This is a genomic window from Paenibacillus glucanolyticus, assembly GCF_037333485.1.
Classification (GTDB): Bacteria; Bacillota; Bacilli; order Paenibacillales; family Paenibacillaceae; genus Paenibacillus_AQ; species Paenibacillus_AQ glucanolyticus.
Genome location: NZ_CP147845.1, coordinates 5,220,453 through 5,232,203, shown reverse-complemented (window position 1 = coordinate 5,232,203; position 11,751 = coordinate 5,220,453). Strand labels below are relative to the sequence as shown.

The 11,751-nt window shown below is 51.1% G+C and carries 10 protein-coding genes and 1 pseudogene; all 11 read left to right on the top strand.

Annotated features, from left to right (window positions below):
- The first annotated feature begins 272 nt into the window (after positions 1-272).
- Positions 273-590 (top strand): ArsR/SmtB family transcription factor, encoded by a 318-nt coding sequence (locus WDY75_RS24595; protein ID WP_036641185.1) that lies wholly within the window; start codon positions 273-275, stop codon positions 588-590.
- 70 nt (positions 591-660) lie between these two features.
- On the top strand, positions 661-1,143 hold the full coding sequence (locus tag WDY75_RS24590) for an SRPBCC family protein (RefSeq protein WP_006208613.1): 483 nt from the start codon (positions 661-663) through the stop codon (positions 1,141-1,143).
- A gap of 253 nt (positions 1,144-1,396) precedes the next feature.
- Positions 1,397-2,401 (top strand): C45 family peptidase, encoded by a 1,005-nt coding sequence (locus tag WDY75_RS24585; RefSeq protein ID WP_063478789.1) that lies wholly within the window; start codon positions 1,397-1,399, stop codon positions 2,399-2,401.
- A gap of 21 nt (positions 2,402-2,422) precedes the next feature.
- Positions 2,423-3,013: a hypothetical protein gene (locus WDY75_RS24580; RefSeq protein ID WP_231888023.1), complete on the top strand. Its 591-nt coding sequence runs from the start codon at positions 2,423-2,425 to the stop codon at positions 3,011-3,013.
- Between the two features lie 155 nt (positions 3,014-3,168).
- Positions 3,169-3,381 (top strand): annotated as a pseudogene (locus WDY75_RS24575) (hypothetical protein); the annotation flags it as partial.
- Between the two features lie 266 nt (positions 3,382-3,647).
- Positions 3,648-5,381: an ABC transporter ATP-binding protein gene (locus WDY75_RS24570; RefSeq protein ID WP_063478790.1), complete on the top strand. Its 1,734-nt coding sequence runs from the start codon at positions 3,648-3,650 to the stop codon at positions 5,379-5,381.
- Entirely contained in the window at positions 5,374-7,233 is a 1,860-nt protein-coding gene (locus WDY75_RS24565) for an ABC transporter ATP-binding protein (protein ID WP_063478791.1), read from the top strand. Before WDY75_RS24570 ends, WDY75_RS24565 begins: the two co-directional genes overlap by 8 nt.
- Before the next feature lie 574 nt (positions 7,234-7,807).
- Positions 7,808-8,743 carry a cupin domain-containing protein gene (locus WDY75_RS24560; protein ID WP_006208619.1) on the top strand — a complete coding sequence of 312 codons (936 nt, stop codon included), beginning with the start codon at positions 7,808-7,810 and terminating at the stop codon, positions 8,741-8,743.
- A gap of 294 nt (positions 8,744-9,037) precedes the next feature.
- Positions 9,038-9,814: an ABC transporter permease gene (locus tag WDY75_RS24555; protein ID WP_063478792.1), complete on the top strand. Its 777-nt coding sequence runs from the start codon at positions 9,038-9,040 to the stop codon at positions 9,812-9,814.
- Positions 9,811-10,611 carry an ABC transporter permease gene (locus WDY75_RS24550; RefSeq protein ID WP_006208621.1) on the top strand — a complete coding sequence of 267 codons (801 nt, stop codon included), beginning with the start codon at positions 9,811-9,813 and terminating at the stop codon, positions 10,609-10,611. Before WDY75_RS24555 ends, WDY75_RS24550 begins: the two co-directional genes overlap by 4 nt.
- Before the next feature lie 16 nt (positions 10,612-10,627).
- On the top strand, positions 10,628-11,620 hold the full coding sequence (locus WDY75_RS24545; protein ID WP_063478793.1) for an ATP-binding cassette domain-containing protein: 993 nt from the start codon (positions 10,628-10,630) through the stop codon (positions 11,618-11,620).
- Positions 11,621-11,751 lie beyond the last annotated feature (131 nt).

Sequence of the window (11,751 nt, the reverse complement as noted above, 5' to 3'; positions counted from 1 at the left end):
AAATAAAGGAAACCGCTACTCTCGCACCCATAGGCGATCCATATGGTGCAGCAGGGTCTGCCTCGCATCAGATTGACCTTGTTTCCGCAAGGAAGCCCGGGGTCTTTCCATTGCTTAGACAGAACCGAGACGAATACCATTCAGCATTTCAGGCTTAATAGCCCTAGTTCGATACATTTCGTTGCCAATGAGAAGCTGCTGAATCCGTTCAACAATGTAAATTCACATTATATAGCTTTACAGAAATATAACTATAAAGTAATATATTGAATATGATGAACGATAATCTTTTTGAAATATTAGCGGAACCCAATCGCAGGACCATTCTTGATTATTTGCGTGTAAAAGAGTGCACAGTGGGAGAGATTGTAGATCTAATGCCGCTCAGTCAACCGGGCGTGTCGAAACATCTGCGGATTTTGCGTGAAGCGGGACTTGTGTCTCTTCGCAAAGAAGCCCAAACCCATGTATACAGTCTGAATGCCAGGCCGCTGGAGGAAATTCATGACTGGCTGGAGCCTTACCGGAAGTTTTGGTCGAACAAGCTGGATGACTTGGAGAGAATCCTTGATCAGGATGAATCTTCTTAACAGTCCCAACGAATCTTAAGTTTGATAAAGCGATTTTGTTCAAAATGGGCATTTTTGAGGAGGGTAAACAATGTTAGCCGTTGTACAGCAAGACGAGTTTGGAACGAGTGTCCGGTTTGAGCGCCGATTGAAGCACTCAGTGGAGAAGGTGTGGTCATATCTGACTGATAACGAGAAGCTGACCCAATGGTTCTCCGAACTGAAGGTGGAGGATTTGCGCCTGGGCGGAAGAATGACCTTTGATATGCAGGACGGGAATTTCGAAGAAATGGAAATAACGGACTATCGGGAGCTGTCGGTGCTGGAATACACTTGGGGAGAGGACCGGGTACGCTTTGAACTGTATCCTGAAGCCGAAGGCTGTCGCTTGGTGCTCATTGAGAAAATAACCAAGATCACAGATCATACACCGAAGGATATTGCCGGCTGGGATGTATGCCTTGACGTCATTGAAGCACTGCTTGAGGGAAGAACGATGGAATCCCGCAAGGACGTGTGGTCCGCGAAATATGAACAATACGTTCAGCAGTTTGAAGCATTGCCCCGTCAATAAGATGAAACTGCTCCTCCCAAGTATGTTGACATGCTTAGGCAGGAGCTTTTTCTATAGATATCGGCTTGATAAGATATCAGCGGTGCTGATGAAATTCGATATTGCAAGAAAACCTGCCTACGAATCGTGGTCGCTCATCCTGGGATTTGTGTCGCACAGAGGTTTTTTTATTGGAAGGAGGGTGAATTACATCTATAATCGGGTAAGGGATATATTTCCTATGCCGATAGTAAACCTGGATGGAGGGTTCAAGATGACGGATTATACCGTTCATATCATGCAGCTTCGAGGCGACAACTACGATAACGGACTTAAGCTGGGTCGCAGCCTGCAGAATCAATCGATATTACAAGCCTTTGGAGCGGCGACCAAACCGGAGATCGATGCGGAACAGATGAAGGCCATTTATAACGAGTTTGCCCCGCAGCTTGTAGCCGAGTTGGAGGGATTGGCAGAAGGGCTCAGATTATCGTTCAAAAAGACTGCAGCTCTTCTCGGCGGATATGATGTTCCGATGATCGATGCCATGGGCTGTTCGGCCATGATCGCTCCAGCATATTACATAAGAAACTACGACTTCACGCCTGCGTTTTACGATGGTTATTTTACTATGGCCCAATCGGGGCAAGGACTGGCGACCGCGGGCTATAATCTGCAGGCGATAGGGCGGCATGACGGTATAAATGAAAAAGGACTTGCGGCCGGACTTCATTTTGTCAGCTTTGAAGGATACCGGACGGGATTGTCTTCGTGGATCAGTGTTCGAATGATATTGGAGTCATGCGCTACAGTAGAAGAAGCAGCTTACATGCTGCGCCATATTCCCCATGCGGCCTGTTATAACTTTTCTCTGGGCGATGCGCGAGGAAATTCGGCGGTGGTTGAGGCAAGTCCGGATGAAGTCGTTACCCGAGCGGGCGATGAAGTTCTTGCCTGTGTCAACCATTATGAAGCATTGGCGGGCAAAAACAGGCCTTCCATTGAGCATTCCCTTCGTCGTAAATCTTACATCGAAAGCTTGGGCGCCCAGCGCCTGACCCATGCGGAAGCATTTGGTCTGTTTAAGGACCGTCAATCCCCGTTGTTTTATACGGATTACGATAATTTGTTCGGGACGCTGCATACCTTCTCTTATTCCTTTCAAGAAGAAAGAGTGATGACCTCGCTTGCACAAGGGGAAGTGCTCGATTTTTCATTCAGGGAATGGGCTGAGGGCAAGGATATTCCGGAAGTGATGATGACAGGGTTCATCGATTGATTCAATGAGGAGGTGTGTGTGGTGATTAAAGCTCGGGCAGCGGGAATATCGATGGGGGTGTTAGCGTTAATGTTATGTATTTTCTTGTCTGGCGCTGATCAAGCGGATGAGGAAATTACGCTCCATAACGAGATAAACACTCCCTATTATTATCGGATGCTCTTGTCTTATGCCCCGGACCAACAAACGGTGGAAAGGCAATACGGCAAGCCTGATATCGTAAGAAAAGAGCAGGATTACACCTACGAGATTCGCAAAATGCCAGATGGCAGCGAGCTGATCACTTTTTATACTTCCAACAGCGGTCATCTCATGGATCAGTGGCGTCTTAGCCGCCTCCCGGAACGAAGCGAGTTTGAGGCCTTGATCCCCGAGGTAACGCTTGCTCAGGATGTTAAGCAGATCGATCCTTATTTTCAGCTGATAGCTGATCAAACCGATGAAACAGGAACAAGCGAGCATCGACTCCGGGATTCCGGGTTAGCTACGATTAAATATAGGCACGCGGATGGCAGATGGATCATGGATTCGATCCAGTACATGGATCAGGATCCGTCGGGTTTTGTTTCCAAGCTGAGGGCGGAAGACCGGGCTGGATTTTGGAGCTCATAAGTAAACCGTATGTTTTTTATAGATAATTTGTGAGGAAGCAATTCCCTTCCAAGTGAAGGAGATTGCTTTTTGTGCTGCTAGTTTCCTCTGAATGTTAGAACATTCTGTGACGTTGCCACACTCAGGCCGCCCTCTGTGTTTTCTTTGGCGGATTTGTTATAGCAGGCAATCTGGCCGGAGTGCCCCTGCACCGGTTCGTGCTGCAAACGGCGGAAGTGGATGCCATGATGTTCAGTCCGAGCATCCATGGTATCAGTTATGGCTATGCGGCGCTGCTGACGCTGCTGTTCTCGGGAATTGTCATGGTCTCCATGCATTACAAATTGAAACGGATTGATATGATTGAAGCGCTGAAGTCCGTGGAATAGCTATACGCTTTGCAAGAGAGCTGATTCGACAGGTGATGATCCTGAAGGACAGGTTCTCTTTTTTGATGCAGGGATAAAGGGTCTTGTCCGTACAGCAGCAGTATCTTTGGCCAGTATATCTCGTTATATTTTTTAATCTGCCGATAAGTTCTAGCAGAAAATATATTATAATAGACATATCCATGCTATTGAACGAACTAATATTGCTACTACATGAAGACCAATTTCAGAACATAATCTAGGTCTTCTGCCTCGGAGGAATGCATATGGGAATTGTCTTCTCGACCTTGAAAAAGTACCGCGTAGCCGCGATTGCGGCACTGGTCATGATGCTGATAGAGCTCACCGTTGAGCTGATTCAGCCGCTGCTTATCTCCAAAATCATTGACGACGGCATTCAGAAGCAGGACATGTCGGTTGTATGGATGTGGGGAGCCGTTTTAACTGGAAGCGCTGTTATCGCCTTTATAGCCGGAATTTCGAGCTCCTTCTTCGCGGCGCATACGAGTCAGGGGCTCGGCTATGATCTTCGCGATCAACTGTATGAGAAGGTGCAGTCCTTCTCCTATTCGATATTTAACCGGTTTGCCACATCGTCGCTGATTACAAGGCTGACGGGCGATGTCACCCAGATTCAGGATACGGTGTTCATGGGCCTGCGGTTCATGACGCGCGTTCCGTTAGTTGTGCTTGGCAGCATCGTTATGGCGCTGGTGGTGAACGTGAAGCTGGGCTTATTGCTGGTGCTAACCGTGCCTGTACTGTTTATATTTATCGCCTGGATTATGAAGCGGGCAGCCGATGCATTCCGGCGTGTCCAGCAGCGGCTGGATGCGGTGAACGGCGTTATACAGGAGAACCTGACCGGGATTCGGTTGATTCGTGTTTTCGTGCGCATGGGCCATGAGATTGAACGGTTTGGTCGTACTTCTGGCAAGCTGATGAGTTCTACCATATCGACCTTGCGATTGACGGAGACCACGATGCCCTTTATTCTCCTGATTATGAATGCCGGGATTATGGCGGTTCTGTGGTTCGGCCGTAAAGACATCGCGACTGGCAGTGCCAGCGTTGGCGAGGTTGTAGCCGTCGTCAACTATTCCCTGCGCTGTATCGGTGCCATGTCAGCCCTCTCCTGGGTTGTTGTTGCGTTCTCCCGTGGACGGGCTTCCGCCCAGCGTGCACAGGAGGTGCTGAAGACCGAGGACGATGCAGCAACCGGAGTCTATAAGAACCATGATAATAAGGTTGAAATTGAAGGCGGAGTGAAATTCGAGCAAGTCAGTTTCAGCTATCCGGGCAGTGATATTGATGTGCTGACGGATATCTCTTTTGCGGCCAAACCCGGTGAGCGAATCGCTATTATGGGGGCTACCGGTTCAGGCAAATCCTCGCTGGTTCAGCTCATTCCGCGGCTGTACGAGGAGGATAAGGGAAACGTGCGGATAGACGGAAAGGATGCAGGGGAGATCGACCCGATGCATCTGCGCAGCAGCATTGGCTATGTTCCGCAGGAGGTGCTGCTCTTCTCCGGCACGGTTCGGGAGAACATTGCCTGGGGACGGGAGGATGCTTCCATGGACGAAATCAAGGAAGCGGCACGCAGAGCGCAGATCCACGATACGATAGAACATCTGCCTAACGGTTACGACACGATGCTTGGACAGCGCGGCGTCAACTTATCCGGAGGGCAGAAGCAGCGCTTGTCGATTGCGCGCGCGCTCGTACGGAAGCCTTCCATCCTCATCCTGGATGACAGCACAAGCGCACTTGACGTTCGCACGGAAGGTGCTTTGCTGGATGCTCTGAAGGATTTGTCCTGCACGACATTTTTGATCACACAGAAGATCAGCTCAACCACCTCGGCAGATTTGATTCTGCTGCTGGATGACGGGCGATTGATCGGAAAAGGGAACCATGACTCCTTGATGGAGAGCTCCTCCCTGTATCGACGCATCTATGAATCCCAATACGGAGAGGGGGTGCAGCAGCATGCTTAAAGTATTCACTGAACCATTTCGTCATCCAAGGCCGAAGATCGATCTTGGCAAAAGCAAGGATAGCGGTTCGGGCCGCAAGCCCAAGGCAAAAGCCAAGAATTGGTCGGGCACCCTCTCCAGAATATGGGCTTATCTCGCCCGTCGCAAAGGAAAGCTTGCACTTGTGCTGCTGATGGTGATGTTCAGCTCCGGGCTTGCGTTGCTCGGCCCTTATCTGCTCGGGGTCGGGGTAGATCGGTTCCTGAATGATATCAAAGACCCGGGCGGCTTGGTGGACTCGGGCTGGATGTATTTTCTTATCGGATTGGCTGTTGTGTACGTCCTTCAGGCTTTAACCACCTGGCTGCACAACATCTGGATGATCGGCATAGCCCAAGAGACGGTATACCGGATGCGAATGGATCTGTTTACGCATCTGCACCGGCTGCCGATTCCGTTCTACGGAAAGCGCCAGCAGGGCGAGATTATGAGTCGTCTGACCAATGATATTGAGAACGTCAGTTCAACACTGAACAGCTCGGCCATTCAAATATTCTCGAGTGTGCTGACCTTAATCGGTACGTTAACCGTTATGCTGTGGCTCAGTCCGCTCCTTACACTGCTGACATTTCTGGTGGTTCCCCTGATGATGCTGGGGATGCGCTGGATCACTCGGCGAACCGGTCCCTTATTCAAAGAGCGTCAACGCAATCTGGGGGATCTGAACGGCTATATTGAAGAAACGCTGTCGGGACAGCGGATTATTAAGGCTTTCTCCCAGGAGGGGCGGGTTATCCGTGAATTCGATGAGCGCAATCAACGGATTCGTCTATCGGGCTTCTGGGCACAGAGCATCTCGGGTTTTATTCCGAAGCTGATGAACGGGCTGAACAACCTGAGTTTTGCGATCGTAGCGGGGATTGGCGGCATTATGGCGATTCAGGGGCATATCACGATCGGTGTCATCATCATATTTGAGAGTTACGCGCGGCAGTTTACCAGACCGCTGAACGATCTGGCGAACCAGTGGAACACGCTGTTGTCTGCCATCGCGGGGGCGGAACGCGTATTCGAGGTGCTGGATGAAGAGGTTGAAGCGAAGGATGAAGGGGCCGCCGTCGCACTGAAGAGTGTAGAGGGAGCGGTGACATTCAACAATGTATCTTTTTCCTATGAAAAAGACGGGGATACGCTGGATGGAATCAGCTTTGAGGCGAAGCCCGGCGAGATGATTGCGCTGGTCGGTCCGACGGGTGCAGGGAAGACAACGTTAATTCAGCTGCTCTCCCGGTTCTACGACCCGAACAGCGGGACCATTACCTTGGATGGACGGGACATTTGCTCCATCCGCAGGGAAAGCCTGCGAGCACAGATGGCTTTTGTGCTGCAGGATTCCTTCCTGTTCCAAGGCACCATCCGTGAGAATATCCGCTTCGGACGGCTTGATGCGACCGATGAAGAGGTCGAGGCAGCTGCGAAACTGGCCAATGCCCATTCGTTTATCGTGCGGATGAAGGACGGTTATGACAAGATGCTCAAACCGGACGGCAGCGGCATCAGCCAAGGCCAGAAGCAGCTGCTTGCGATTGCCAGAGCGATACTCGCCAATCCCTCCATGCTGGTGCTGGATGAAGCAACAAGCAGCATCGATACCGTAACGGAGATCAAAATCCAGGAAGGGCTGCAGCGGCTGATGAAGGGACGGACGAGCTTTGTGATTGCCCACCGTCTAAACACCATCCGCTCGGCGGACCGCATCCTGGTGCTGAAGGACGGACGCCTGCTGGAGCAGGGCTCCCACGATGAGCTGCTGAAGCAGGGAGGATTCTACAGCGACCTGTATCATGGTCAATTAAAACGGGCGGCCATGTAACACCGTGCCCGTGCCGATGATTGATTGCATTAGAACATAATGAAAACCACCGGAGAGGCTTAATCAAGCTGCTGCTCCGGTGGTTTTTTGTTATGGGTCATGGTTGAATTCATATGCTGTGTGCCGCGTAGCCCTGGGCGGACACCGTATCGATGTTTCATTAGCAGCCAAGCCATAAGCCGAGTTATAACCCTTCAGCCATACGCGGATGACTTAGCTGCCTTGTTTACTTGGAGCTGGTTGTTTGAACTTGCAGTTTGCGCTGCGCTTCCCTGCCGAATTGCAGCATAAACTGAAGAAGAATGCCGGCCTGTATGGCAACCAGGACTAAATAGGTGTTGCTGTTAGGCGGAGGCTCCCTGAAACATGTTCAGCGGATTCCAAGGTTGCCGAAGATCAGAAACATCACAATGAGGAGCGGGGATACTCCCGCGAAGGTAGACAGCAGGACGAAGCAGGTCAACAGCAGGGTGGAAGCCGAGTAGAATAGATAACGGGTTCCCTACTTCTACATATGCCGAGCCTCCCATGCATACAGATTTATAGATCAGAGAACTTTCAGGGGAGGAATACGATGCTCGATCCAGTACTGACATCTCCGAATTTGAAGCTGTATGCAGACTCGAACGACACCTTGAACTATAAACGCGATGCGGGAAACTACATAACTCAGGTGTTCGGAGCCCAAATGCCTGCAATTGCGACAGGCTTCTTCAATGTTCATATGACTCAAGGGATCATTGTTCAGCCTCACTGGCATACCAATGTGAATGAGCTGGTATTTGTCATCAGCGGCGAAGTGATTACTTCGGTATTCAATCCGTTTACCCAGAAGCTGATGACCTACAAGCTAAAGCCGGGCCAGGTCTCGATGTTCCCCAAGGGATGGTTTCACTGGATTTTGACGCTTAGCGACAAGGCCCACATTCTGACCATATTTGATCAGCCGACGCCGGATATTGTGTATGGAGCAGACTTTCTGCGGCATATTCCGAAGGAGATTCTGCACATTGCCTATTGCATCAATGAGGAGGATTACGCCAAAGCCGTTGCTCCACTGAAGGAAACGGTCATTCTGGGACCGCCGCCGGGCTGTGGCAAGCGGGACGACAATACATCCGACAATGCCTCCTATTTTGAGTCGGTCCAGCAGCCGTTTGGTCAGCAGCCAGCGTATGGTGCCCAACAGGCGCCTTCGACACCTAACTACTACGGGTACCCGCCTCCGCCTTCCTATCCGTTTTATCAACAGGCCAGACCGCCGCAGTACACCGCTTATCCGTCCTATGCACCATACCCTCAGCAGCCGTCCTATCCATTTCAGACCCCTTACACGTCATCCTATCAGCAGCCCCCATCCTTCCAGCAGCAGCTCTTTCAACAGCAGTCTTTCCAACAGCCGCAGCCGTTCCAGCATCTTCAATATCTGTATAATACGCAGCCGGATTCAGATACAGCCGCAAGTCGCGGTCCTGAACCTGATACGGGCACCGTCCCTGAGACAGAGTAACAACACAGACTCTCAGCTGCTGCAAGCTGTATCAGATCAGGTGCTTTGTAAACACTCATCTCACGAAAGCGAAAGCGAATTCGAAGTCTTCAAACTCTACGCCAGATTGTTCTGGAATCGGCGCAGGGATGAGAAGGCTTCTTTTTTTGTTTGGCGTCGCCACGGCTCTGATTTTGCTCCTGAAAAAATCCTTGCCTGATATGGAACGTTCTGGTATGCTATTGTCCTTCTCTCATTTTCGCCTTGTCTGAAGTGGATGGGTCCGCCATCTAAAATGCTTATCGGAGGTGCTTCATGCTTTATTTCACATTGGCTTCCAAAGCCTATGCCCGTAATTTGCAGTACCGCGGCGCCCACATGGTGCACAATGTCGCCAGTGCGATGTTCGGATTCATGTATGCCTGTATCTGGATCGGTCTCGGTGCAGATTACGCGCTTGGAGATTACGGAACGCAGGGAATGGTCGGTTATATCGCCTTTACGCAAGCTGCGCTCTGGGTTTCCAGTTTCGTCACGAACGGCCTTGGCATTCCCCAAGCTGTCCGAACCGGCCATATTTCACTGGATTTGATGCGTCCCGTTCATTTGTTCAGCCATTTAATGGCCAAGGAATGGGGGCAAATCGCCTACCAATTCGTTTACAAATCGATCCCGATCTACCTGGTTTATTACTTTGCCTTCTCCTTGCAGTTACCCGGGAAAGCCTCCACGTTCCTCTATGTTGCCATAGCCCTGGCAGGCGCCACCTACTTATCGATCTGCATCAACTATCTTATCGGCGCATCCGCCTTATGGACAACGGAATCGTCTTGGTTGTATTGGGGCAACCACGCGATGATCAATCTCCTTGCAGGTTTCTTCATTCCTATCGAATGGCTGCCCGGCTGGCTGCAGACGATTGCCTGGTGGTCGCCGTATCCGTATCTGCTCTATGTACCTACCCGAATCTATCTGGGCTTCGATGACGTTTCCTATCTGTGGGGCACGCTCATGTGGTGTGTGCTGCTCACACTGGCAGGTCTGCTGGCTACCGGCTTCCTAAGGCGGAAAGTGGAGGTGCAGGGAGGATGACCACGAGATCCTGGCTGTCCCTGTATGCGCTGCTGATCCGAACGAGCATCAAAAGCCGCATGCAGTACAAATTCAATTTTATTCTGGCTTCGTTTCTTGCTGCATTGATCCAAATATCCGAATTCCTCATGGTTGCCATTGTCCTCTATAAGTTCGGGGCCATCCAGGGCTGGTCCATGCACGAAATCGCGTATTTGTTTGCTATCATGACCCTATCGAAGACGCTCTACCGGACGTTTGGGGATGAAGTGCATCATCTTGAGAAATATCTGGTGAACGGTGAGCTTGACCAGCTGCTGACCCGTCCCATGCCCGTGCTGCTGGCGCTTATGCCGCAGAAATTCCGGATTATGCTGGGCGAAGTGCTGCAGGGCGGTTTTCTGCTCTGGTGGTCGCTGCATGGCATGATGGCGGCAGGTCAGGTGGGATGGAGCGCGGTGCCGCAATCGCTGTATATTATCGTCACGGGGGCTGTTATCCTGTTCTCGATCGGCCTTGCGACCGCAACCTTCGGGTTTTGGACGACCCGGATCACCGAGCTTCAGAATCTGACGGAGGACGCGGCCCGGACGGCTGCTCAATATCCGTTGACCCTGTATCCGAAATGGATGTCATCGATCCTGCTGATCATTGTCCCGGTTGGTTTAGTCAATTATATTCCGTCATTATACATACTGCGCGGCGAGCTGGGGGTATGGGTGCTGCCTGCCTTGGCAGGAGCGGCCCTGTTATGTCTCGGCATAAGTTTGAAGTTCTGGCAGTTCGGTTTGACCAAATATCAAAGTACGGGGAGTTAAGGGAGGAGCGTGTCACATGATTGAAGCTCATAACATACGCAAGGAGTTCAAAACGCCGGTTGTGAAGGAGGGGCGCTTCTCCGGTTTGCGAACCCTGTTTACGAGAGAATACCGGACGAAGGAAGCCGTTAGAGGCATCAGTTTTCAAGTGGAGCAGGGAGAGTTTGTCGGTTATATCGGGCCGAACGGGGCCGGGAAGTCCACCACCATCAAAATGCTGACGGGCATTCTCCATCCAACCTCAGGTCGCGTCTCGATTGGCGGCATGAATCCGCACAAGGAACGGCGCAGCGTTGTAAATAATCTGGGCGTCGTGTTCGGTCAGCGCAGCCAGCTGTGGTGGGATCTCCCGGTGAAGGACTCCTATGATATTTTGGCCAAAATGTACAGCGTGGATCAGGCCGACAAGGAGCGGAGGCTCGGACAGTTCGCCGAACTGCTCGATTTACAGGCGTTCTGGGAAACGCCTGTACGCAAGCTGTCGCTCGGACAGCGCATGCGCGCCGACCTCGCGGCCGCGATGCTGCATGACCCGGGCGTGCTGTTTCTGGATGAACCGACAATCGGGCTGGACGTGAACGCTAAGCGGAACATCCGCCATTTTCTCAAGCTGATCAATGAGCAATTCGGCAAGACCATTCTGCTCACGACGCATGATATGGATGACATCGAACAGCTCTGCAATCGGGTGATGGTCATTAACAACGGGGAGCTTTCCTATGATGGAACGGTCCGGTCCCTGCGAGATACAATCGGTCTGCCTACGCTGATTACCGTGACATTTCGCGGCCCCTTTGCAATCCCGGAGCAATTCCAGAAAGCAGGAGAAGGAAGCCGTGCAGTTCCGCTTCGGGTAACGAGCGCGGTGGATAACACCGTCACCATTGAGGTGAACCGCCGCGAGATGAATACACTGGATATTTTTAAGGAGCTGGGCCGCTGGGGCGAACTGGATGATATCGATATGGAAGATCCCGATTTTGAAGACGTTATTCATAAGGTGTATTAGATTTAGTTATTGGGATTGGACATGATGACGAGAATCGTACAGTATAATAGGATATACACCGTAAAGAGGAACCGGAATGGGTTCCTCTTTAATTTGGGTGCAAATGGACATAGAGGAAGTATAATATAGAG

Excerpts from the sequence above, each read along its gene's own strand:
- WDY75_RS24560 (WP_006208619.1), top strand. The coding sequence starts at position 7,808 with ATGCTCGATCCAGTACTGACATCTCCGAATTTGAAGCTGTATGCAGAC.
- WDY75_RS24555 (WP_063478792.1), top strand. The coding sequence starts at position 9,038 with ATGCTTTATTTCACATTGGCTTCCAAAGCCTATGCCCGTAATTTGCAG.
- WDY75_RS24570 (WP_063478790.1), top strand. The coding sequence starts at position 3,648 with ATGGGAATTGTCTTCTCGACCTTGAAAAAGTACCGCGTAGCCGCGATT.
- WDY75_RS24585 (WP_063478789.1), top strand. The coding sequence starts at position 1,397 with ATGACGGATTATACCGTTCATATCATGCAGCTTCGAGGCGACAACTAC.
- WDY75_RS24545 (WP_063478793.1), top strand. The coding sequence starts at position 10,628 with ATGATTGAAGCTCATAACATACGCAAGGAGTTCAAAACGCCGGTTGTG.
- WDY75_RS24565 (WP_063478791.1), top strand. The coding sequence starts at position 5,374 with ATGCTTAAAGTATTCACTGAACCATTTCGTCATCCAAGGCCGAAGATC.
- WDY75_RS24595 (WP_036641185.1), top strand. The coding sequence starts at position 273 with ATGATGAACGATAATCTTTTTGAAATATTAGCGGAACCCAATCGCAGG.
- WDY75_RS24590 (WP_006208613.1), top strand. The coding sequence starts at position 661 with ATGTTAGCCGTTGTACAGCAAGACGAGTTTGGAACGAGTGTCCGGTTT.
- WDY75_RS24550 (WP_006208621.1), top strand. The coding sequence starts at position 9,811 with ATGACCACGAGATCCTGGCTGTCCCTGTATGCGCTGCTGATCCGAACG.